This window comes from Pseudogemmobacter humi (assembly GCF_900609055.1).
In the GTDB taxonomy this organism is placed as follows: domain Bacteria; phylum Pseudomonadota; class Alphaproteobacteria; order Rhodobacterales; family Rhodobacteraceae; genus Pseudogemmobacter; species Pseudogemmobacter humi.
The window spans coordinates 41,241-62,854 of record NZ_UXAW01000083.1 but is presented as its reverse complement, the minus strand read 5'-3'; the positions used below and the strand labels follow the sequence as shown (position 1 = coordinate 62,854).

Annotated in this window: 25 protein-coding genes, 1 other RNA gene and 1 pseudogene; 14 read left to right on the top strand and 13 right to left on the bottom strand. The window is 68.4% G+C overall.

Annotated features, from left to right (window positions below):
• Positions 1–455 (bottom strand): annotated as a pseudogene (locus XINFAN_RS22265) (hypothetical protein); the annotation flags it as partial.
• A 217-nt stretch (positions 456–672) separates the two neighbouring features.
• Complete coding sequence (locus XINFAN_RS14570; protein WP_124087594.1) at positions 673–990, bottom strand: ribonuclease E inhibitor RraB; 318 nt, start codon at positions 988–990, stop codon at positions 673–675.
• A 182-nt stretch (positions 991–1,172) separates the two neighbouring features.
• Here XINFAN_RS14570 and XINFAN_RS14565 point away from each other — a divergent pair, with 182 nt between their 5' ends.
• A complete protein-coding gene (locus XINFAN_RS14565) occupies positions 1,173–1,667 on the top strand; it encodes a hypothetical protein (protein WP_124087593.1) in 495 nt (164 codons plus the stop codon).
• Here the strand turns inward: XINFAN_RS14565 and XINFAN_RS14560 are convergent.
• Together XINFAN_RS14560 and XINFAN_RS14555 are read right to left on the bottom strand one after the other, a co-directional pair.
• Positions 1,664–2,476 (bottom strand): inositol monophosphatase family protein, encoded by an 813-nt coding sequence (locus XINFAN_RS14560; RefSeq protein ID WP_124087592.1) that lies wholly within the window; start codon positions 2,474–2,476, stop codon positions 1,664–1,666. The genes XINFAN_RS14565 and XINFAN_RS14560 overlap by 4 nt on opposite strands.
• Positions 2,477–2,542: 66 nt before the next feature.
• Positions 2,543–2,902, bottom strand: a complete 360-nt coding sequence (locus XINFAN_RS14555; RefSeq protein ID WP_124087591.1) for a helix-turn-helix domain-containing protein — start codon at positions 2,900–2,902, stop codon at positions 2,543–2,545.
• 403 nt (positions 2,903–3,305) lie between these two features.
• On the opposite strand from XINFAN_RS14555, the gene XINFAN_RS14550 reads away from it, so the two are divergent.
• Positions 3,306–4,265 (top strand): NADPH:quinone oxidoreductase family protein, encoded by a 960-nt coding sequence (locus XINFAN_RS14550; protein WP_124087598.1) that lies wholly within the window; start codon positions 3,306–3,308, stop codon positions 4,263–4,265.
• Here XINFAN_RS14550 and XINFAN_RS14545 read toward each other — a convergent pair.
• A complete protein-coding gene (locus XINFAN_RS14545) occupies positions 4,262–5,113 on the bottom strand; it encodes a LysR family transcriptional regulator (RefSeq protein ID WP_124087590.1) in 852 nt (283 codons plus the stop codon). The two genes, XINFAN_RS14550 and XINFAN_RS14545, sit on opposite strands and share 4 nt — an antisense overlap.
• Positions 5,114–5,245: 132 nt before the next feature.
• On the opposite strand from XINFAN_RS14545, the gene XINFAN_RS14540 reads away from it, so the two are divergent.
• Both XINFAN_RS14540 and XINFAN_RS14535 read left to right on the top strand, forming a co-directional pair.
• Entirely contained in the window at positions 5,246–5,425 is a 180-nt protein-coding gene (locus tag XINFAN_RS14540) for a hypothetical protein (protein WP_124087589.1), read from the top strand.
• Between the two features lie 142 nt (positions 5,426–5,567).
• Complete coding sequence (locus tag XINFAN_RS14535) at positions 5,568–6,305, top strand: Bax inhibitor-1/YccA family protein (RefSeq protein ID WP_124087588.1); 738 nt, start codon at positions 5,568–5,570, stop codon at positions 6,303–6,305.
• Between the two features lie 48 nt (positions 6,306–6,353).
• On the opposite strand, the gene XINFAN_RS14530 is transcribed toward XINFAN_RS14535, so the two are convergent.
• The 3 genes from XINFAN_RS14530 to rnpB form a co-directional block, all read right to left on the bottom strand.
• Positions 6,354–6,866 (bottom strand): AAA family ATPase, encoded by a 513-nt coding sequence (locus tag XINFAN_RS14530; RefSeq protein ID WP_124087587.1) that lies wholly within the window; start codon positions 6,864–6,866, stop codon positions 6,354–6,356.
• Positions 6,867–7,261: 395 nt separating this feature from the next.
• Positions 7,262–7,429 carry a 50S ribosomal protein L33 gene (gene rpmG, locus XINFAN_RS14525; protein ID WP_017928995.1) on the bottom strand — a complete coding sequence of 56 codons (168 nt, stop codon included), beginning with the start codon at positions 7,427–7,429 and terminating at the stop codon, positions 7,262–7,264.
• A 403-nt stretch (positions 7,430–7,832) separates the two neighbouring features.
• An RNA gene (rnpB, locus tag XINFAN_RS14520) (RNase P RNA component class A) lies at positions 7,833–8,229 on the bottom strand.
• Between the two features lie 153 nt (positions 8,230–8,382).
• Here rnpB and XINFAN_RS14515 point away from each other — a divergent pair.
• The gene (locus XINFAN_RS14515; RefSeq protein ID WP_124087586.1) at positions 8,383–8,619 is read left to right on the top strand and encodes a helix-turn-helix domain-containing protein; all 237 of its coding nucleotides are present in this window, start codon (positions 8,383–8,385) and stop codon (positions 8,617–8,619) included.
• A gap of 4 nt (positions 8,620–8,623) precedes the next feature.
• On the opposite strand, the gene XINFAN_RS14510 is transcribed toward XINFAN_RS14515, so the two are convergent.
• The 4 genes from XINFAN_RS14510 to gatC form a co-directional block, all read right to left on the bottom strand.
• Positions 8,624–9,259, bottom strand: coding sequence for an N-acetylmuramoyl-L-alanine amidase (locus tag XINFAN_RS14510; RefSeq protein WP_124087585.1), 636 nt, complete (start codon positions 9,257–9,259; stop codon positions 8,624–8,626).
• Entirely contained in the window at positions 9,256–9,999 is a 744-nt protein-coding gene (locus tag XINFAN_RS14505; protein WP_124087584.1) for a hypothetical protein, read from the bottom strand. The genes XINFAN_RS14510 and XINFAN_RS14505 overlap by 4 nt, the downstream gene beginning before the upstream one ends.
• Before the next feature lie 86 nt (positions 10,000–10,085).
• A complete protein-coding gene (gene gatA, locus XINFAN_RS14500; protein WP_124087583.1) occupies positions 10,086–11,573 on the bottom strand; it encodes an Asp-tRNA(Asn)/Glu-tRNA(Gln) amidotransferase subunit GatA in 1,488 nt (495 codons plus the stop codon).
• Positions 11,570–11,857 (bottom strand): Asp-tRNA(Asn)/Glu-tRNA(Gln) amidotransferase subunit GatC, encoded by a 288-nt coding sequence (gatC, locus tag XINFAN_RS14495; protein WP_124087582.1) that lies wholly within the window; start codon positions 11,855–11,857, stop codon positions 11,570–11,572. The genes gatA and gatC overlap by 4 nt, the downstream gene beginning before the upstream one ends.
• 234 nt (positions 11,858–12,091) lie before the next feature.
• Here gatC and XINFAN_RS14490 point away from each other — a divergent pair, with 234 nt between their 5' ends.
• Together XINFAN_RS14490 and XINFAN_RS14485 are read left to right on the top strand one after the other, a co-directional pair.
• Positions 12,092–12,787, top strand: a complete 696-nt coding sequence (locus tag XINFAN_RS14490; RefSeq protein WP_124087581.1) for a metal-dependent hydrolase — start codon at positions 12,092–12,094, stop codon at positions 12,785–12,787.
• Between the two features lie 31 nt (positions 12,788–12,818).
• Positions 12,819–13,244: a CBS domain-containing protein gene (locus XINFAN_RS14485; RefSeq protein WP_124087580.1), complete on the top strand. Its 426-nt coding sequence runs from the start codon at positions 12,819–12,821 to the stop codon at positions 13,242–13,244.
• Positions 13,245–13,260: 16 nt separating this feature from the next.
• On the opposite strand, the gene XINFAN_RS14480 is transcribed toward XINFAN_RS14485, so the two are convergent.
• Complete coding sequence (locus XINFAN_RS14480) at positions 13,261–13,710, bottom strand: nucleoside deaminase (protein WP_124087579.1); 450 nt, start codon at positions 13,708–13,710, stop codon at positions 13,261–13,263.
• Positions 13,711–13,804: 94 nt separating this feature from the next.
• Here XINFAN_RS14480 and XINFAN_RS14475 point away from each other — a divergent pair, with 94 nt between their 5' ends.
• The 7 genes from XINFAN_RS14475 (at position 13,805) to XINFAN_RS14445 (ending at position 21,493) form a co-directional block, all read left to right on the top strand.
• The gene (locus tag XINFAN_RS14475; RefSeq protein WP_124087578.1) at positions 13,805–15,241 is read left to right on the top strand and encodes a pseudouridine synthase; all 1,437 of its coding nucleotides are present in this window, start codon (positions 13,805–13,807) and stop codon (positions 15,239–15,241) included.
• A gap of 196 nt (positions 15,242–15,437) precedes the next feature.
• Positions 15,438–16,340 (top strand): 5-bromo-4-chloroindolyl phosphate hydrolysis family protein, encoded by a 903-nt coding sequence (locus XINFAN_RS14470; RefSeq protein WP_124087577.1) that lies wholly within the window; start codon positions 15,438–15,440, stop codon positions 16,338–16,340.
• Positions 16,341–16,350: 10 nt separating this feature from the next.
• Complete coding sequence (locus XINFAN_RS14465) at positions 16,351–17,526, top strand: toxic anion resistance protein (RefSeq protein WP_124087576.1); 1,176 nt, start codon at positions 16,351–16,353, stop codon at positions 17,524–17,526.
• A complete protein-coding gene (locus XINFAN_RS14460) occupies positions 17,523–18,482 on the top strand; it encodes a DUF2927 domain-containing protein (RefSeq protein ID WP_124087575.1) in 960 nt (319 codons plus the stop codon). The genes XINFAN_RS14465 and XINFAN_RS14460 overlap by 4 nt, the downstream gene beginning before the upstream one ends.
• The gene (locus tag XINFAN_RS14455; protein WP_124087574.1) at positions 18,479–19,150 is read left to right on the top strand and encodes a DUF4241 domain-containing protein; all 672 of its coding nucleotides are present in this window, start codon (positions 18,479–18,481) and stop codon (positions 19,148–19,150) included. Before XINFAN_RS14460 ends, XINFAN_RS14455 begins: the two co-directional genes overlap by 4 nt.
• 100 nt (positions 19,151–19,250) lie before the next feature.
• The gene (locus XINFAN_RS14450) at positions 19,251–20,354 is read left to right on the top strand and encodes an SPFH domain-containing protein (RefSeq protein ID WP_124087573.1); all 1,104 of its coding nucleotides are present in this window, start codon (positions 19,251–19,253) and stop codon (positions 20,352–20,354) included.
• Positions 20,355–20,356: 2 nt separating this feature from the next.
• Positions 20,357–21,493 (top strand): TFIIB-type zinc ribbon-containing protein, encoded by a 1,137-nt coding sequence (locus XINFAN_RS14445; protein ID WP_124087572.1) that lies wholly within the window; start codon positions 20,357–20,359, stop codon positions 21,491–21,493.
• The last annotated feature ends 121 nt before the right edge of the window (positions 21,494–21,614 follow it).

Sequence of the window (21,614 nt, the reverse complement as noted above, 5' to 3'; positions counted from 1 at the left end):
GTCTCGGGGCGGGCGGTATCGCCGGGCGGAGCGGGGGCATCCGGCGCGGCAGGCGGCGCGATGTCGGGCGCCGCGGCGGGCGTGGCCGGTGCGGCGGGCGCGCTCGCCGCTGCCGCCGGTGGTTCAGGCTGTGCCGGGGCGCTGCCGCTCAGAGCGGCGCTTTCGCCGCCCGGGGCGTCGGGCGGCGCGGAAGCCGCGGCTTCCGCCACCGGCGCGGGGGCCGCGTCCTGCACAGATATATCGCCGGTGGGGCTTTCCTCGGGCGAAGCCGGTTCGGGGGCCGAAACAGCGGGCGGCGCGCCTGCGCCCGCCCCTGCCGGCGCCTCCTGCACCGGCGGCACGACCCCGCCGCCCGGTCGCGGAAAGGGGCCGGAAAACGATACTGACAACAGCGCAAGCAGCCCGGTGCCGACAAGACCGCCCAAACCCGCACCCAGAAGGAACCTGCCGATCACCTTAGCCTCTCCACGCCTCCGTTCGCAGCCCCGCAGCCCATGCAGCAGAGCCCGCCGGTTTCAAGGGCGCAAGCCACGCCCGTTCCGGTCCTGGCCGCGCAGCCGCGCGGCATTCCTTCTATAGCCTGGCGCGGGACGCGCTTCACCCCTTTTCGGACCCCGCTCCGGCCGGGGATGCTGCGCCAGGCGCCGCCGGGCTGTCAAATGCGGAAATCCGTCAGAGATCGAGTTCCCAGCCATCGGGAAAGAAATCGAACTCCAGCGCGATCCGGGTGGCGATTTCCTCCCATTTCCAGATCTCTTCGGCGGTGACGGCGATCGGCCCGACCGAGGCGATCAGCGTCTCGTCCTCATCGGGACGCGCGGTGCGGAATCCCTTCGCCTTCAGCGCGCGCTCGAATCCGGCCCAGTCGGCATCCTCTTCCTCGACGAAAAAGGCGTAATCGACCATGGCGCGCGCGGGCAGCGCCACCCCTTTCGACTGGCGGAAGGTGTCGAAGGTTTCCCGGCGCTGAAAGGCGAAATCATGGCTCATGCGCCTGTGATAGCGCGGGGCGGCGCCGGGCTCAATCGGGCTTTGAGCGCCGCGGGGGAAGCCGCCGGGCCGCTCATCGGCCCTGACGGGCCTCTTCGCTCAGCGATGACGCCCGTGAGGGCGGAAGAGCGCCCGGCGCGGATTTGCGCTTGACCCGGGGCCGGCGCGGGGATCACATCGGCGTGAAGAGCAGACCGGAGCCCGCCTTGCGCGCCATCGCCATCCTTTCCGCCGCCGCCATGATCGTCAGCCTGTTCCTGCCCTGGATCCGGCCCGAGATCACCGGAACCGGCCTGACGCCCTGGGAGCTGATCCGCGCGCTGGACCCCGATGTCCAGGCGATGCGCGATTTCGTTGGGCGCTCGCCGGTCGAACTGGTGGCGCTTTTCGCCAGCATCGCGCTGGCCGCGCTGTTTCTGGCGCTGGTGCTGTTCAACATCCCCTCGCGGCTGATCGCGCTGCTGGCGGGCGGGCTTGGGGTCGGTCTGATCGGCTATACCGCCTGGCAGATCCGCAACGGCGCCGCGCGGCTGCCTGTGCGCGTCGAGGTCGATTTCAGCGATGGCGGGCAGATCGCCGATCTGCTGACCCGGATCCCGGGCACCGGAGCCTGGATCTGGGCGGGCGGCTCCCTGGTGCTGCTTATGGCCGGGCTGATCGGTTTCGCCCGGCGCTAGCTTCCCGCCAGCAGGTCCAGCGCGGCGGCGTGAACCTCCGCATTGGCGGCGGCGATCGCCCTTCCCCCTTGCGCGCAGTCGCCGCCCTGCCAGTCGGTGACGATCCCGCCGGCAGCGCGGATCACCGCCATCGGCGCCTGGATGTCATAGGCCTGAAGCCCGGCCTCGATCACGAGGTCGATCTGCCCCGCCGCCAGCAGCGCATAGGCGTAGCAGTCGAGCCCATAGCGCACCAGTTTCACCCGCTCCGCGACCCGGGCGAAGGCGCGGGCATCCCCGGGCGTGCCGATCTCGGGGAAGGTCGAGAACAGGAAAGCGTCGCTCAGCGCGCGCCCCGGGCGGCAGGCCAGCGCCGCCTCGCCGCGCGGGCCGGTGACACGGGCGAGGCCCAGGCCCCCCTCGAACCGCTCGCCGATATGGGGCTGGTCGATCAGCCCGTAAAGCGGGCCGTTTTCATCGGAAAGCGCGATCAGCACGCCCCAGGTCGGGGTGCCGGTCAGGAACCCCCGGGTGCCGTCGACCGGGTCGAGCACCCAGGTCAGGCCGGATGTGCCGGGGGTGGGGCCGAATTCCTCGCCGAGGATCGCGTCATCCGGGCGGCGCCGGGCGAGGATTTCACGCATCTCGCGCTCGGCCCCGCGGTCGGCCTCGGTCACCGGATCGAAACGGGCGGTTTCCTTGGTATCGGCGGTCAGATCCGGGCGGCGGAAATACTCCAGCGTCACCCGCCGCGCCGCATCGGCCAGTTCATGCGCGGTGGCGATCAGCCCGGCGGCGGTTTCGGGCGCAAAACGGCGGGAATCAGGCATGGGGGCGGTCCTTTGCTGCCCCCCGGCGGCTAGACCCGGCCGGAGGGCGCGTCAAGGAGAGCCGGCTCAGGCCGCGTCGGACAACACGCGGGCCAGATCGAACAGACGGCGGCGCTGCGCCTCGGGAATGGCGTAATACGAGCGCACCAGTTCCAGCGCCTCTTTGTCGGCCATCATATCGCCCTGGGGCACGGACACCCCGGTGGCCTCGGCAAGGCCCTCGAAGAAGAAGGCCACCTGCACGCCAAGCGCATCGGCGATGTCCCACAGCCGCGAGGCGCTGACCCGGTTCATGCCGGTTTCGTATTTCTGAATCTGCTGAAATTTGATTCCGACCCGGTCGGCAAGCTGCTGCTGGGTCATTCCCAGCATCCAGCGGCGATGGCGAATGCGCTTACCAACATGGGCGTCAACGGGATGCTTCATCTTTTACTCCGGACTGCTGAACCGACTGAACACACTGATTACCCGGGGTTCTGTCCCCTGTTACGGGGGAAAAAGCCCCTTGCTTTCCCTATAAGCATAAAGCGTGCCATTCATCGGTCACACCCAGGATATTTTTATTGTCTGGCCCCTCAACCAAAGAAAGCCGGCGATTTGGGCGCGGTCTGTTATCCAAACGTATAGGGCGATGCCCGGCTTTGGCGATTATAACCCAAACGTGCCAGGGGAAGTACGGACTCGCCTTACAGGATAATATCATAATGCCTCTCATTTTGAGAATAAACATCATGGTGAGAATATTATCTGCCGCATCTTGGATTTCGGGTGGCCGCGCGGCAGTCTGCACAGGCATTTCCGGCAAGGGTGGGAGCGGATGATGAGCGAGATGAAAGCGTGGCAGATCAATGCTCTGGGGGAAGAGCCCGCGCTGGTGCGCGTGGCGCTGCCCCGGCCCGGCCCGGGCGAGGCGCTGGTGCGCATCCATGCCGCCGGGCTGAACTTCGCCGATCTCCTGATGGCCCAGGGCCGCTATCAGGTCCGCGCCGAGCCGCCGTTCACCGCCGGGCTGGAACTGGCGGGCACCATTGCCGGGCTCGGACCCGGGACCGAAGGGCCGCCGCCCGGCACCCGCGTCGCCGCCCATGTCAGCGGCGGCGCCTTCGCCGAATATGCCGTCGTGCCGGTGGCGCGGCTGCTGGTGCTGCCCGAAGAGATGCCCTTCGCCACCGCCGCCGGATTCCAGATCGCCTTCGGCACCTCGCATCTGGCTTTGCGCAAGGCTGCGCTTGCGCCGGGCGAGACGCTGTTCGTCACCGGCGCCGCCGGAGGCGTCGGGCTGACCGCGGTCGAGATCGGCCATCTGATGGGCGCGCGGGTGATCGCCTCGGTGCGCGGGCCGGAAAAGGCCGAAATCGCCCGCGCCGCCGGGGCGGATGAGATCATCGACAGCGACACGCCCGACCTGAAGGGCGCTCTGCGCGCGCTCGGCGGCGTGGATGTGACCTATGACACCGTGGGAGGCCCCGGATTCGACGCCGCCATGCGCGCGACGCGGCCCGGAGGGCGCATGCTCGCCATCGGCTTCGCCGGGGGCGAGGTGCCGCAGGTGCCGCTCAACCAGCTTCTGGTGCGCAACATCACCGTGATCGGGCTGTGGTGGGGCGGCTACCTGTCGTTCGCGCCCGATCAGCTCACCGACAGCCTGGCCGAACTGATCGCCTGGTGGCAGACGGGCCGCATCCGCCCGCTGATTTCCGAAGAACTGCCGTTCGGGCGCCTGCCCGACGGGCTGGAGGCGATCCGCTCGCGCCGCGCCACCGGCAAGCTGGTGCTGACCTGCGCCTAGGCCGACCAGGCGCAGCGCAGCTCGGAAACCAGCGCCGCCGCCACCTCGCCGCCCAAGGTGTCGGCGGTGTAGAGCCCGATGCGGGTCACCCCGAGCGCGGGCAGCGCATTGTCGCCGGTGACGGGCTGCGTGCCCTCGGGCAGCGCGCCCGCGATCCGCACCGTCACCGCCAGATCCGCCGCGACCGAGGCGTCGATCACCTGCTCGCTCTCGCCATCCACCGCCATCTCCCAGGGAATGCCCGCGGCATCGAGCGCCGATTGCGCCAGCGGCCGGAAAATGCAGTTCTGCCGGAAGCCGAGCCGCAGCGGCCGGCGCTGCCAGGCGGAGCCGTCCACCGCCCCCACCCAATGCAGGGGCCAGGCGCCCAGCACCTCGGCACCGGGGTCGGGGCGTTCCTCGGTGGTCAGGATCACGTCGAACCGGCCGCGGGCGAATTCCTGTTTCAGCAACAATGTGAAGGATGAATCCAGATTGATCCGCATCCGCGGATAATTCTGCGCCAGCCGCTTCAGAATCGGCGGGATCGCGGGGTAAACCACGTCGCAGGGCACCCCTAAACGGATCTCGCCCTCGAAAGCGTCCTCGCCCAGCCTGGTCAGCGCCTCGTCGTTCAGCGCCAGCATCCGCCGCCCGTAAGACAGCAGCAATTCGCCCTCGGCCGAGAGCGCCAGCCTGCGCGCGGCGCGCAGGAACAGGCGCTGGCCGAGCGCCTCTTCCAGCCGTTTGATCTGCATCGACACCGCCGATTGCGTCAGGTTCAGAAGCCCCGCCGCCCGGGTGACGCCACCGACATCGGCGACGGTCACGAAGGCGCGCAGAGCGGTCAGGTCGATGTTGCGCGGCATATCACGGATCCTGATGTTTCACGTCACAATCATTCGTTTCCGTTATGCACGATCTTTGGCGAGTATATCAACACCCCTGATGCTCTCTGGCAGGTTCATCAGAAAATGGAATGCAAATCCGGAGACCCCGCCATGACCATCCTCCTCCCCGCCCGCCGCCCGCCGCTGCGCTGGCTCGTCCGGATTTTCGCGGCCTTCCGCCGCCGCGACCGGCCCGAGGCGCTGGACCGGCGCATGCTGCAAGACATCGGTCTGCGCCGCGAAGAAGGCGCCTCTGCCTTCTGGGACGCGCCCTGCCACTGGCGGCAGTGAAGGATAACGGGAATTTCACTCTGATTTCGCGATGTTTTTCCGGGGAAATTCTTGAACTTCGGGGCTTTCTTCCCGATATTCAGACCACGTGGTGCGCCGGTCCCCCCGGCGTTGCCCTTAGGGACAACATCGGAGGCTTGTTATGGCTCAATTTGAAACGGTCCGCGGCGTCGGCGTCGGTGCCCGCGCCCAGATCGACGAAGGGCTTCGCGCCCATATGAACAAGGTCTACGGGCTGATGTCCGTGGCGATGGTGGTCACCGCCGGCGTGGCCTGGGCGGTCGGCACCTCGGACGTGCTGTTGCAGATCTTCCGCGACCCGATGACGCTGCGCCCGAACATCCTCGGCTGGATCGTGATGTTCCTGCCGCTGGTGATGGTCTTCGCCTTCGGTGCAATGATCAACCGCATGTCGGCGGCCGCCGCGCAGCTGTTCTTCTACGTCTTCGCCGCTGCCATGGGTCTGTCGCTGGCCTGGATCTTCCGTGCCTTCACCGACACTTCGATCGCGGCGACCTTCCTCGTGACCTCGGTCGCCTTCCTGTCGCTGTCGCTCTACGGCTATGTGACGAAGCGCGATCTGTCGGGCATGGGCACCTTCCTGATGATGGGCCTTGTGGGCCTGATCGTCGCGATGATCGTCAACATGTTCCTGCAATCCTCGGGGCTGGCCTTCGCGATCCCGGTGATCGGCGTGCTGATCTTCGCGGGCCTCACCGCCTATGACACGCAGAACATCAAGCGGACCTATGTCGAACATGCGATGGCGATGGACCAGGAATGGCTCGGCAAGGCCGCGATCATGGGCGCGCTGAACCTCTATCTCGACTTCATCAACCTGTTCATGTTCCTGCTGCAATTCCTCGGCAACCGCGAGTGATCGCAGGAACGGACAAGAAGGGGGCCGGTCCGCAGGGACCGGCCCTTTTCATTTGCGAAACCCCTCCAGCCAGCGCCTCACCTCGCGGGGCGAGCGCAGACGGACCACCGGCTTCCCCGCCCCCGCCGCCAGCCGCGCCATCGCCGCGCGCGACGAGTGACGGCTGCGCCAGATGAAGGCCCAGAACTCCAGCGAATTGCGGTCGAACCGCTCGTTGCAGCCCTCGGGCAGGTCGGGGCGGCTCTTGCCATGCCAGCGGATGGTGCGCAGGAGCACCCGCCGGAACCGCAGCCCGAGCGGCAGGTCGAGCCAGATCAGCAGATCCGCCCGCGCCAGCCGGTTGTCCCAGGTGGCCGAGTGCCCGCCCTCGAAGATCCATGTCTCGCCCGCCTCGGCCTGATGGCAGAGCCGGGTCTTTTCCGCGCGGTCGCGCTCGACCCATCCGCTCTGCCAGTGGATCAGGTCGATATGGACCACCGGCAGCCCGGTGCGCCGCCCCAGCTCCCGCGCCAGCGTGGATTTGCCAGAGCCCGGCTGGCCGACGATCATGATCCGCTTCATTGCTCTTCCCCCGCCTATATCCCGCGCTTCTGCCCACCGCCCCGGGGGCGCCCCGACCGGCTTTCCCTCCCCGGAGGCGGCCCTCCTGCGCAGGAAGGGAAAGGCGCTCTCCAGTCTGAGCCCGGGCTCATTGCCCCGCCCCCGTCCGCCTGCGCGTGCCGTCAGGTGATGCTGAAAGACCACCCTCTGGCGGCAGCAATCCCGCCATTCGGGGACGACAGAACGACCCGTTTCAATGGCCCGCGAGCCGCAAGCCCTGCCCTCTTGCGATGGTCATCCGGGGACGGCGGAACCCGGCGGGCGGCGGTTTCTGACGCTGCCGCCCGGCCCTCAACCGGCAAAAGAAAAGGCCGCGCCCGAAGGCACGGCCCTGTCATCAAAAGGTTCGGCAGATCTTACTTGATCTTGCCTTCCTTGTATTCGACATGCTCGCGCTTCACGGGGTCGTATTTGCGCACGACCATTTTCTCGGTCATGGTGCGGGCATTCTTCTTGGTCACATAGAAGTGCCCGGTGCCCGCCGTCGAGTTCAGACGGATCTTGATCGTCGTCGGCTTCGCCATAGTCGTCTCTCCTGCATCGGGAAAAGACGCCTTTTCCCGCGAAATCCTGAAGCCTGCCTTTTAAGGAGCCCGGCCCCAGAGTCAACAGCGAAACCGCCCCCGCGCGCCAGATTTCGCGCCCCTGCCCGCCGCCTTCGCCAGGATGCGGCCGCGGGAGCCTCCGGCGGGGATATTTTGAGACAGAAAATGAGCTTATCGCCTCTTCAGGACGCGCCCTCGTGGGATGATCCCGAACCGAGAGCAACACGGCAAGCCGTATCCGCTGATCTTCTGTCCTCAGATATCCCGGGCCGTCTGCCGGTTTCGCCATCGGTTCGGGAAGCAGGTGGACGCGGCCCTGCGGCACCCAGGGACAAGGGCAAAGCGAGGACGGGGGCAGAGCCCCCTGCCCGGCCCGTCGAAAACGCGCGGATGGCCTGTAAGCCGGATTCTGTCCAGGCGGCGGACCGCCCTGGATGACCATTCCTCTTGCCCTTTCCTTACGGAAAGGGTCTGGCTGCCAACCCGGGCCTCTCGGGCTGAAGCGTCCCTGCGGGCGGTATGGGTTGCCCCACCGGCCCCCGCGCGAGGCCCCTATTCGGCATTGCTCCGGGCGGGGCTTGCCGTGCCGCTTCTGTTGCCAGTCGCGCGGTGGGCTCTTACCCCACCGTTTCACCATCACCCCGGCAAGCGGGGCTGTCTCTTCTCTGTGGCGCTTTCCCTCGGGTTGCCCCGGCCGGGCGTTACCCGGCGCCCTTACTTCATGGAGTCCGGACTTTCCTCGCGGGCGTCACCGCCCCCGCGGTCATCCGGCCATCCGCGCAGGGGCCGGGGTAAGATTGCGCCCTGCTTTCGTCAAGAAGAAAAGGCGGGCAGCACGGCAATCCGTTCCACCGCGCCGGAGCACTCGTTAAAATCACCAATTCACAGTATACTTCATAGACGTGTCAGGGAAGCCCGGAAATGCCCTTGGCATGGACGGGAAAAACGACCCTTATCTGGCCGCCCTCGCGCTGGTCCTCAGAGAGAAGCGCAAGAGCATGGGGCTTTCGCAGGAAGAGCTGGCGCATCGCGCCGGGCTGTCGATGCGCTATGTCTCGCTGCTGGAAAGCTGCCGCCATCAGCCGACGCTCGCCACCCTGCGCGGTCTCAGCGCGGGGCTGGGCCTGCCGCTGTCCGCCCTGCTGGCCGAGGTGGAGGCGCGGCTCTGACGCCTCAGCCGGCGGCGAGACCGGCGGCGAGCGCCGCGTCCTGCGCATCGGCCGGGCCTTCGGCCCAGGGGCGGAAGCGCAGCCGGAACGCCGCCAGCAGCAGATCATCGGGCAGATCGGCATAGCCGAAGGCCATGAGATCGCGGCGCAGCTCCCCCGGCGCGGCGGGTTCGGGCCAGACCGCCAGCCCCTGCCGCGCAAGGCGCCTCCAGTCGAAGCGCGGGCCGGGGTCGGATTTACGGCCCGGGGCGATGTCGGAATGCGCCAGCACGCCCCGCGGCGCGATGGACCAGCGCGCCATGATCTCGCGCAAAAGCCGTTCCAGCGCCGCCATCTGCGGCTCGGGGAACGGGTGGTCGCCGCGATTCGCCAGTTCGATGCCGATGGAATGGCTGTTCACGTCGCTGATGCCGCGCCAGAAGCTCTGCCCGGCATGCCAGGCGCGCGCCTCCTCGGGCACCAGCGCCTCGGTGGCGCCGTCTTCCGCGATCAGCCAATGGGCCGAAACCTCGGCCGCGGGATCGCAGAGCCGCGCGCGCGCGGCGGCGCAGCTTGCCATCGCGGTGTAATGGATCACGATCAGCGAGGGGGTCGCGCCGCCCCGCCGCTCGCCGAAATTCGGCGAGGGGAAGGCGGTCACTGAAGCGCGGAGCGGAACGGGCGCGGATCCCAGCCGCAGGCGAAGCCGTCGCCATCGGGATCGAGACCGAGCCGGTCGCGGTCCGGGCCGCCGCGGGCGAGGAACTCCTGCTGCGCCAGATCGGGCGAGGCGAATTTCGCGCAGGCGGCCATCGCGTCCCTGGCGCGGCCGCGGTCATACATCTGCACGCCCGGCGCATGGGTGGTGGCCAGCGCGAATTCCACGATATTCGGCCCGGTATCGCCGGGGCGCTGCGGCAGATCCTTCGGCTGCACCACGACATATTCCGAGCGGTTGCGGGCGATGCGCTCGGCGTCGCTCTTGATGGTCTCGCGCGCGGCGACGGCGTTGAAGTCGTTCTCGTCCGAGATGCCCGGATTGGCGTGGATCATCTCGCCGTTCTGCTCCTGGATCCCGGCCGGGGCATTGCCGCGCGGCCGCGTGCCGGTGGCCCCGGTGCTTCCCATGCCGCTGGTTCCGGTGTCGATCACGACCTGCCCCGGAGCGGCGGCGGCGGGCGCGATGCCCTCGGCGCGGTCGATCGCGGCGGCGGCGGCGGCGGGATCGAAGCCGGTGGCGGGTGCCACGGAAACCGGCGCGGCGGCGGGCGGCGGGACCGAGGTGTTGCGGATATAGCTGTTGTAATCCTGAAAGCCCACGCCGGCGCCGGAATCGGGGACCGAGGGCGTGCAGGCGGCCAGCGCCGGAATCAGCAACAGAACCAGGGAACGGGTGGTCATCTTCGCCTCACGCAAAAGAGCTCTGCCTCACGCAAAAGAGGCGCCCCGAATCGTGCTGTCGCACGGGGGCGCATCTTAAAGGGCGGTTACCACCATTTTTGTGGCCTGGCTACAAATCCAGCCGCACGCTCCAGCACATAGGCGTGATTGAGAAGCCCGCCCTCATCCCAGGGCCGGCCGATCAGTTGCAGCCCCAGAGGCAGCCCTTTCGCGTCCAGCCCCACCGGAACCGAGACCCCGGGCAGACCGGCAAGGTTCACCGTCACGGTGAAGACATCGTTGAGATACATCTCGACCGGATCGGCCGAGGCCATCTCGCCCAGACCGAAGGCCGCCGACGGCGTGGCGGGCGTCAGGATCGCGTCCACCCCTTCGGCAAACACGGTCTCGAAATCGCGTTTGATCAGCGCGCGGACCCGGCGGGCGCGGTTGTAATAGGCGTCGTAGAAGCCCGCGGACAGCACATAGGTGCCGATCATGATCCGGCGCTGGACCTCTTTGCCGAAGCCCTCGGCGCGGGTCTTTTCATACATTTCGGTGATGCCGTCGCCCTGGGCGAGTTTCGCCCGGTGGCCGTAGCGCACTCCGTCGTAGCGCGCGAGGTTCGAGGACGCCTCGGCCGGGGCGATCACGTAATAGGCGGGCAGCGCGTATTTCGTATGCGGCAGGCTGATCTCGCGGACCTCGGCGCCCGCGTCCTTCAGCATGTCGATGCCCTGCTGCCAGAGCGCGTCGATCTCGGCCGGGATACCGTCGAGCCGGTATTCCTTCGGGATGCCGATCACTTTCCCGCGGATGTCGCCAGTCAGCGCGGCCTCGAAATCCGGCACCGCGATTTCGGCGCTGGTCGAATCCTTCGGATCGTGCCCCGCCATGCTTTGCAGGAAGATCGCGGCGTCGCGCACCGATTTGGTCATCGGCCCGGCCTGGTCGAGGCTGGACGCAAACGCGATGATCCCCCAGCGGGAGACCCGGCCATAGGTCGGCTTGATGCCCACGATCCCGGTGAAGGCCGCGGGCTGGCGGATCGAGCCGCCGGTGTCGGTGCCGGTCGCGGCAAGGCAGAGATCCCCCGCCACCGCCGCCGCCGAGCCGCCCGAAGAGCCGCCCGGGGTCAGCTTGCGCTCGTCCACCTTCCAGGGGTTCACCGCGGGGCCGTAGACCGAGGTCTCATTCGACGAGCCCATGGCGAATTCGTCCATGTTCAGCTTGCCGAGCATCACCGCGCCATCCGCGAACAGCTTCGTCGTGACGGTGGATTCGTATTCCGGCTTAAACCCGTTCAGGATGCCCGAGGCCGCCTGGCTGTTCACGCCTTTGGTGCAGAACAGATCCTTGATCCCCAGAGGGATGCCGCACAAAGACGGCGCATCGCCCGCCTTCAGCCGCTGATCCGCCGCGCGGGCCTGATCCAGCGCGATCTCGGGCGTCTTGTGGACGAAGGCGCCGAGCGGCGCGCCCGCATCCATCGCGGTGAGGCAGGCCATGGTCAGATCGACGGCGGAAATCTCGCCCTTGCGCAGCGCATCGCGCGCCTTTTCGATCGTCCAGGTATTTGCGGATCCGGCGCTCATTCCACCACCTTCGGCACGGCAAAGAAGCCCTCGCGCGCGAGGGGGGCGTTTTTCAGGACCTCGGCCTGGATGCCGCCGTCGGTGACGACATCCGCGCGGCGGCGCAGGCGCATCGGCGTGACCGAGACCATCGGCTCGATGCCGGTCACATCGACCTCGTTCAGCTGTTCCATGAAGGTGAGGATGCCGGACAGCTCGCGCGCAAGCTCCGGCAGCGCGGCTTCCTCCACCCGGATGCGGGCGAGTTTCGCCACTTTCCGCGCGGTATCGGTGTCGATCGACATGGGAAAGACCCTCTGACTCTTTGGCCCCGTTTAGCCGCCGCTGCCCCGGCGCGCAAGGCACCGGCGGCGCGCGCCGGGGCCGGCCTGCGCCTCCGGCGGGGGTATTTGGGTCAGGATGAAGCCCAAAGCGCAGGCGGGCGCGATTCCAGACCGGACGGTTCGGAATCGGCTGGCATCCTGTCACATTCGGCCGCTAAAGTGCCGCCGCACGAATTAAGAACGGGAGAAACGGCGATGAAGATCACCTGGCTTGGCCATTCCGGTTTCCGCATCGAGATCGAACAGGCGGTGCTGCTGATCGACCCCTGGCTCACCGGAAATCCGATGTTCCCCGAGGCGCGGCGGGCCGAGGCGGTGGCAGGCGCGACCCATATCCTGCTGACCCATGCCCATGGTGATCACGCCTCGGATGCGGCGGCTTTGTCGCAGGAGCTGGGCGTTCCGGTCGCCTGTATCCATGAACTCGCCACCTGGCTGGGCGGCCAGGGCGCGCAAACGACCGGCTTCGGCAAGGGTGGCACCATCGACTGCGGCGGCGCGAAGGTGACCATGGTCAACGCCAGCCATTCGGCCTCAGTCGATTTCGGCGGCGGCGCGCTTTTGCCCGCGGGATCGGCCGCGGGCTTCATGATCCGCGGCGAGGGCCGCACGATCTATGTCTCGGGCGATACCGATATCATGGCCGACATGGCCTGGATGGCGGAACTGCACCAGCCCGAGATCGGCATCCTCTCCTGCGGCGGCCATTACACGATGGATATGGAGCGCGCCGCCTGGGCCGCGCGGAAATATTTCAACTTCCGCTGGGTGATTCCCTGCCATTACCGCACCTTCCCGATCCTCGCGCAAACCGCCGACGCCCTGCGCGCGGGCCTGCCGCCCGGCATTGAGGTGATCGAGCCCGAGGTGCTGGAGCCGATCGGCTTCTGACCTTCCCCCTGCCCCACAACACAGGTGTTCCATGCTGATCCGTTCGGTCAAAAACGTCATCGCCGGCCGCGCAGTTCCCGCCGTCGCCCCCTGGGCCAGCATCCGCGAGGCGGCGGAAATCCTCGAACAGTTCGACATCGGCGCACTGGTGGTGATCGACGGCAGCCGCCTCGTCGGGCTCTTGTCCGAGCGCGACGTGTTGCGCAAGGTGGTGGGCCAGGGCCGCGCGCCCGACGGCGCCAAAGTGGCCGAGACGATGACCCCGGATCCCGTCACCGTGCACGAGGACGATCCGCTGGCCGAGGCCATCGCCAGGATGGAGGCCGGGCATTTCCGCCATCTGCCGGTGGTCGATGCTGCGGGCACCTGCACCGGGCTTCTGTCGGTGCGCGACATTCCGGCGGAATACCGCGTCATGTATGAGCGTTTCCGCGAATTGCGCGGCCCCTCGGCCTGACCCGCCGGCCTGATCCTCAGCGCCGCCCGGCGAAGAAATCGCGCAGGATCCGCGCCGCTTCCGGCGCCCCGATCCCGTCCACGACCTCGGGGGCGTGGTGGCATTGCGGATGCGAGAACACCCGCGCGCCCGCCGCCACGCCGCCGGATTTCGGATCCTCCGCGCCATAGACCAGGCGGGCGATCCGCGCGGCCGAGATCGCATGGGCGCACATCGGGCAGGGCTCCAGCGTGACGTAAAGCACATGGCCCGGCAGCCGCTCGGACCCGAGCGCCGCGCATCCCGCCCTTATCGCCAGAATCTCGGCATGCGCGGTCGGATCGCTCAGCTCGCGCGTCCGGTTCCCCGCCCGCGCCACCACCTTGCCCCGGGGCGAGATCAGCGCCGCCCCGACCGGCACCTCGCCCCGCTCTCCGGCCGCCCGCGCCTCCGCAAGCGCAATCTCCATGAAAGACCGGAACGCCACGGCAGATTGCCCTTTCACCCTGATTTAAATACTCTCGGGGGTCCGGGGGCAGAAGGCCCCCGGGGCTGGCCACCCCGCGCCGAGGATCACGACTATGGCGCCGAAAGACAAGCAGGCTCAGGCCACCCCCGAAGGCGAACGCATCGCCAAGCTGCTGTCGCGCCGCGGCATCGCCTCCCGCCGCGAGGCCGAGCGGCTGATCGAGATGGGCGAGGTCAGCGTCAACGGCAAGGTGATCGCGAGCCCGGCGCTGAACGTGACCGATGCCGACCGGATCGTGGTTTCCGGCAAGCCGCTGCCGCAGGCCGAGCCCACGCGGCTCTGGCTCTACTACAAGCCCGAGGGGCTGGTGACATCGGCCTCGGATGAAAAGGGCCGCGACACGGTTTTCGACCATCTGCCCGAGGATATGCCCCGCGTCATGTCGGTCGGCCGGCTCGATCTCAATTCCGAGGGGCTCCTGCTGCTCACCAACGACGGCGAACTCAAGCGGCGGCTGGAGCTGCCCTCGACCGGCTGGCTGCGCAAATACCGGGTGCGGGTGAATGGTGAGGTGAACGACCCGAAACTCCAGCCCCTGCGCGACGGCATCACCATCGAGGGAGAGCGGTTCAAGCCGATGCAGGTCACCATCGACCGCCAGCAGGGCGCCAACGCCTGGCTGACCGTGGGCCTGCGCGAGGGCCGGAACCGCGAGATCCGCCGGGCGATGTCGGCGGTCGGGCTTTACGTGAACCGGCTGATCCGGGTGTCTTACGGCCCGTTCCGGCTGGGCGAGCTGGAACCCGGCCAGGTCGAGGAGATCAAGGCCCGCGTGCTGCGCGACCAGCTCGGCGAGACCGGATCCGATGACGGACCCGATACCGGACCCGCCCCCCGCGCCGCCGCCAGATCGCCCGCCCGCAAACCTGCCGCGAAACCCGCAACGAAGCCCGGCAGCCGCGCCGTGACGAAATCCGGCGCCGGGGTCGAGGCGCTCTCCGCCGCCTGGAAAGAGGCCACCACACCGCGCCCCGGCCCCCGGGTCAAACCGCGCACCGGCACCGGCGCCGCCGCTTCGGGGGCTGCGAAACCCGCCACTACCTCGCGCACCGCCCCCAGGTCGAGGCCGGACGAGGCTCTGCCTCCGCGCGGCGGCGCGGCGGTGCGAACCGCGGGAAAGACCGCCTCCCCGGCCAGGGCCCCTCGCCTTGCCGCGAAGGCAAAACAGGACGAGGCTCCCTCACCGCGCGGCGGGAAACCTGCGACCTCCGCACGGCGCGCGGCGGCGCCCGCGGCAAAAAGGGCGGCTCCGGCCGCCACAGCCCGCTCCGGACCGGGCACTGCCACGCCCCCCGAGGCCGCGCGCGGCAAACCGGCGCGCAGCGCCGCCGCCCTTAAGGGCAAAGCCGCCGCAAAACCCGCCGGCAAGACGGCTTCCGGCAGGACGGGCAGCGGCAAGCCTGCCACCGGGGACGGCGGCGTGAAACCCGCGCCCTCGCGCGCACCGCAGGGCGGCAAGCTGAAACGGCCGCCGCGCAGCCGCGGCTGATGGCGGCATATGGCGGGAAGATGGAAAATTCCCGCCATGCCGCAGCGCTCGCGCTGGCAAGCCTGCGGCCCATTCGCTAGGATCGCAGGGAAACCGACCGTGGCGGAGCATCCATGTCCGAATCCGGCCTTCGCACCCTCTCGCTGGCGCTTCTGGTGGCGCTGGTTTTCTACGTCGCCGGTTCGGGGGGCATCTGATGGCGTCAAGGCGCTTTGGCGGCAAATTCAGCCCCGACCCCACCGGCAACGACACACCCGTCCCCCGCGCGGCCCCGGGCGATGAGAAGCCCAAAGGGCTCTGGCGCGCGCGCATCCTGTTCCTGACCGCCTTCGCCTTCCTGTTCCCCGCCTTTCGCGGCACCCCGGCCGAGATGCTGATGGGTCTTGCCGCCGGGGGAATGCTGGTGCTTTCGGCCTGGCTCACGCGCGAGGGGATGCGCGCCCGCGCGGCATTCGACGCCCGCCGCCTCGCCCGCCGCCCGGCGATTCCGCGCATCCTGTTCGGGGCGGTGGCCACCGGGGCGGCTTTGTTCACCGGCGGGCTGATCGCGCATGGCGTCTCGGTTTACCCCGCGCTCTACGCCCTTGCCGGCGCGGCGCTGCATCTGGGCGCCTTCGGGCTGGACCCCATGCGCGACAAGGGGATGGAGGGGATCGACCGCTTCCAGACCGACCGCGTCGCCCGCGCCATCGCCGGGGCCGAGCAGGTTCTGGCGCAGATGAAGGACGCGATCCTGCGCACCCGCGACCGCCAGCTGGAAGCCCGGGTCGAGCGTTTCGCCAGCGAGGCCCGCGCCCTGTTTCGCCGGGTCGAGGAAGATCCCGGCGATCTGACCGCGGCGCGCAAATATCTCTCGGTCTATCTTGAGGGCGCGCGCGACGCGACGATCAAATTCGCGGGTCTCTGGGCCGCGAACCGCGATCCGAAGGCCCGCGCCGATTACGAGACGCTGCTGAGCGATCTTGAAACCACCTTCGCCGGGCGCTCGGAAAAGCTGCTCGGCAACGACCGCGATCAGCTCGACGTGGAGATCGCGGTCCTGCGCGACCGGCTGAAGGCCGAGACCCCCACCCGCGGCACCACTCCGCCCCAAGTGTGAGACCAGTATCATGGCGAACGACACCAACCGCAGCGAAGCCGAAGCCCTGCTGAGCGAGGTCGAGAAAGTCTCGGCGGTGATCCTGCCCGAGCCGGTGGGCGAGGTCGTGACGCTGGAGCGCGCCGCACCGGAAAAAGCCGGAGAAATCCGCCGCCGGATGGCGGAACTGGATCTGTCGAGCACGCAGTCGATCATCTCCTTCGGCTCGTCCGCCCAGGCCGAATTGCAGGTGATCAGCCAGGAAATGCTCCAGGACGTGAAGAACAAGGATGTCGGCCCGGCGGGCGACAGCCTCAGGAAGATCGTCACCACGATCCGCGGCTTTTCCACCAGCGAGCTGGATCTGCGCCGCGAAACCTCATGGTGGGAGCGCCTTTTGGGCCGCGCCGCGCCCTTTGCGGATTTCGTCGCGAAATACGAGGACGTGCAGAGCCAGATCGACAAGGTGACCCAGGAACTGCTGGGCCACGAGACGAAACTTCTGAAGGATATCAAGTCGCTCGATATCCTCTACGCCCGTACGCTGGAATTCTACGACGAGCTTGGCCTCTATATCGCCGCGGGCGAGGCGCGGCTGAAACAGGCCGATGAGCAGGACATCCCGGCGAAAGAGGCCGAAGTGGCCGCCGCGCCCGAGAACGACAAGGTGCTGAAGGCGCAGGAGCTGCGCGACCTGCGCGCCGCCCGCGACGATCTGGAGCGCCGGGTGCATGACCTGAAACTCACCCGCCAGGTGACGATGCAGTCGCTGCCCTCCATTCGCCTCGTGCAGGAGAACGACAAATCGCTGGTCACCAAGATCAACTCGACGCTGGTGAACACCGTGCCCCTGTGGGAAACCCAGCTTGCCCAGGCGGTGACGATCCAGCGCTCGAAAGAGGCGGCGGAATCGATCCGCGGCGCCAATGATCTGACCAACGAACTGCTGGAAGCGAATGCGAAGAACCTCCAGGAGGCCAACCGCACCGTGCGCGAGGAAATGGAGCGTGGCGTCTTCGACATCGAGACGGTGAAGAAGGCGAACGACACCCTGATCGCCACGATCAACGAAAGCCTCGCCATCGCCGATGAGGGCAAGGCGCGCCGCGCCCGGGCCGAGGAGGAATTGCAGAAGATGGAATCCGAGTTGCGCGACACCCTCGCCTCGGCGCGCGCGCGGCAGATCACGCCCCCGCCCCAGGCATGAAACCTGCCCGGCCCCTGCTGAACACATGGCCCGCCGCTGCCCTGCTGGCGGCGGGGCTGTCGGCCTGCGTGCCCGCCGGTGCGCCCGACCAGGCGCGCATCCCCGCGCCGCCGCCGCGCCCCGAGCGCCCGGCGGCCCCGGCCGCGGACACGCCGCGCAGCGCCGCGGCCCGCGCCTATTACGCCGAGGTGCAGCGCACGCTGCTGTCGCAGGGCCTGCTGCGCACCGACGGCGGCGGGCCGGATACCCCGTTCGACGACCGGATGCTGGCCGAAAACTTCGTCCGTATCGCGCTTTACGACGAATATTCCCGCACCGGCGGCGGCTTCGTGCGCGGCGAGACCACATCGGTCCTGCGCCGCTGGGAAGTGCCGGTGCGCTTCCAGATCCGCTTCGGCGCCTCGGTACCGGCGGAGCGGCGCGCGACCGACCGGGCGCGGATCGCCTCGTATCTTGCGCGGCTGTCGCAGATCACCGGCCATCCGATCAGCCTCGTCGACCAGGGCGGCAATTTCGTGCTGCATGTGGTGTCCGAGGACGAGCGCGAGGCGCTTGGGCCGGCGCTCCGGCGCGACATGCCGGGCCTGTCGCCGCAGGATGTGTCCGATGTCACCCGGATGTCGCCCACCACCTATTGCATGGTCTACGCCTTGTCCGAGGGGAACACCGGCCGCTACACCCGCGCGGTGGCGGTGGTGCGCGCCGAACACCCGGACCTGCTGCGCCAGTCCTGTTTCCACGAGGAAATCGCGCAAGGTCTGGGGCTTGCCAACGACAGCCCGCGCGCGCGCCCGTCGATCTTCAACGACGACGAGGAATTCGCGCTGCTGACGAAGCAGGACGAGCTTTTGCTGAAGATCCTCTACAGCCGCGAGTTGCGCCCCGGCATGACCGAGGCCGAGGCCCGCCCCATCGTGCGCGCGCTGGCCACCCGGCTGGTGGGCGGCGGGGCATGATCCGCCTCCTTGCCCTGCTGCTGAGCGCGGGCCCCGCTCTGGCGGATATGCCCGGCAGCCCCATCGCCGATCCGGGCACGACCGGCGCGCTGGCCTGGATGGCCGGGGAAAGCGCCCTGCCGCTGGACTTCCGCACGGCGGGGCCGGTCGCCGTCGCCCCCGGCGGGGTGATCGTCGTCGATCCGCTGACCTATGATCCGGGTTACGGCTGGCCCTTCATCGCAGCCCCTTCGGGCGAGGCGAGGCTCATCCTCGCCATCGACCCGGCGGAACAGCGCGTCTCCAAGGCGATGCTGGTGTTTTCCGACGCTCCGGTCCTGTGCGGCGCCGATGTAGCGACGGTCGGGGTGGACACCGGGCTCGTGTCCTTCCTCGACCAGCCGATGAGCGAGGCCCTCGGGCGGGCGCAGACGGTGCTCGGCCCCGGCAAGGATCTCTACAACGACTGGTTCCACGAGCTGATCGGCGAGATATGGGTGGTCGGCCATCTGCTGCCCCTGCCCGATGGCACCGTGATTCCGATGTCGTCCTCGGGCTGGGGCGACGGCGGCTATCCGGTCGTCGCGCTGCAATCGGGCACCGGCCAGGTGGTGGCGATCTACGCCGATTTCATGGGCCGGAACGAGGCCGGCGACTGGCTGCTGCCCGCATCCTGCACCGGCGTCTGAGCCGCAGGCGGCAAGCCGCGCCGCCCGCGCTTTTCCCCTTCAATCCCGCCGCGTCCTCGTTATCCTGTGGCCTGCGCGGCATCACAGAAAGGCTGAGGCCATGGTCTTCGATTTCCTCAAAGGCGAATTCGTCGATGTCATCTCCTGGCTCGACGACACCCGCGACACGATGGTCTGGCGGTTCGAGCGCCGCGGCCAGGCGATCAAATACGGCGCCAAGCTGACGGTGCGCGAGGGCCAGGCCGCGGTCTTCATCCACGAAGGCCAGCTTGCCGATGTCTTCGGCCCCGGTCTCTACATGCTGGAGACCAACAACCTGCCGGTCATGACCACGCTGCAACACTGGGACCACGGCTTTCAGTCGCCGTTCAAATCCGAGGTCTATTTCGTCAACACCACCCGGTTCAACGACCAGAAATGGGGCACCAAGAACCCGATCATGGCGCGCGACCCGGAATTCGGCCCGGTGCGGCTGCGCGCCTTCGGCACCTATTCGATGCGCGTCACCGATCCGGGGCGGTTCATGACCGAGGTGGTCGGCACCGATGGCGAGTTCACCGCCGACGAGATCAGCCTCCAGATCCGCAACGTCATCGTCCAGGCGGCAAGCCAGGTGCTGGCCGGATCGGGGATTCCGGTGCTCGACATGGCGGCGAATACCGGGGATCTGGGCAAGGTGATCGCCGGGGCGATCGGACCGAAAGTGGCCGAATACGGGCTGTCGATCCCGGAATTCTACATCGAGAACATCTCGCTGCCCGAGGAAGTCGAGAAGGCGCTCGACCGCCGCACCTCGATGGGCGTGGTGGGCGATCTGAACAGATATATGCAGTTCCAGACCGCCGAGGCCATGGGCAACCCCGCCTCCGGCGCGGGTTCCGCGATGGCCACCGGCGCGGGTCTCGGCGTCGGGATGGGCATGGCGCAGAACATGGGGCCCTGGGGGGCGCCCGCCGCGCCTCCCGCCGCGCAGCATACGCCGCCGCCCCCGCCGCCTGCCGCCCGCGAATGGCATATCGCCGAGAACGGCGCCACCAAAGGCCCGTTCGACGAGGCGGCGCTGGCAGGGATAGTGGCCTCGGGCGGGCTGAGCCGCACCACCATGGTCTGGAGCGCCGGGATGGAGGGCTGGAAACCCGCCGGCGAGACCGACCTCGCGCCGCTCTTCGCCCGGGTTCCGCCGCCCCCGCCGCCCGCCGGCTGATCATGCCGCAGACGGGAGAACATCGCTGGCCATGCAGCCAGTGCGGCGCGCAACTGCGCTTCGCGCCCGGCCAGCGCGAGCTGGTCTGCGACCATTGCGGCCATGTCCAGCACCTGCCCGACGCGGCGCTGGAAGACCGGGATGCCGCGCTGAAAGAGCACGACCTCGCCGCCGGGCTGCGCGACGACCTGTCTGGCAGCGATATGGAGGTGGTGCGCACCACGCGCTGCACCTCCTGCGGCGCGCTGATCGAGTTTGAAGGCGCCATCCATGCCACCGAATGCCCGTTCTGCGCGACGCCGGTGGTGACCGGTACCGGCGAGACAAGGCAGATCAAACCCCAGGCGCTGGTGCCCTTCGTGTTTTCCGAACGTGAGGCGCGCGGGCAACTGGTGAAATGGCTGGGCAGCCTGTGGTTCGCGCCCAACCGCCTGCTGGAATACACCCGCCGCGGCCGGGCGATGAACGGGGTCTATGTCCCGTTCTGGACCTTCGACGCCGAGACCCGCTCGCGCTATAGCGGCCAGCGCGGCGACGCCTATTACGTCACCCGCACCGTCACCGTGAACGGCAAGAAGCAGACCCGTCAGGAGCGGCGGATCCGCTGGAGCCCCGCCTCGGGCCGGGTGGAGCGCGATTTCGACGACGTGCTGGTGATGGGATCGGCCTCGCTGCCCGCCCGGCTCGGGAACGAGCTGACGCCCTGGGATCTGGGCGCGCTGGTGCCCTGGCGGCCAGACTACCTCGCCGGTTTCACCGCCGAGGGCTATACGGTGCCCCTGGCCGAGGCCGATGCCGGAGCGAAGGAGCGGATGGCCGAAGTCATCCGCCAGGACGTGCGCCGCGACATCGGCGGCGACGAGCAGAGGATCGACAATGTCTCGACCGAGTTCTCCGCCGAGACCTTCAAGCATATCCTGCTGCCGGTCTGGATGGCGGCCTATAAATACAACGGCAAGAGCTACCGCTTCCTCGTCAATGGCCAGACCGGCGAGGTCCAGGGCGAGCGGCCGTGGTCGGTGTGGAAGATCCTGTTCGCCGCGACCGTGGCGGCGATCCTTGCCGCCGGTATCTGGTATCTGGCACAGGAAGGTGGGGTGTCCTTCGACGGCGGGCCCGGCCTCGACTGGCTGGACTGAAAAGACGACCGGACCTTGCGGCCCGGTTTGCGCTCCGCGCGGGGGTATTTGGATCAGGATGAAAGCCCTTTCACCCTGACCCAAATACCCCGGGGGGAGTCTGCGCGGCGCGCAGACGGGG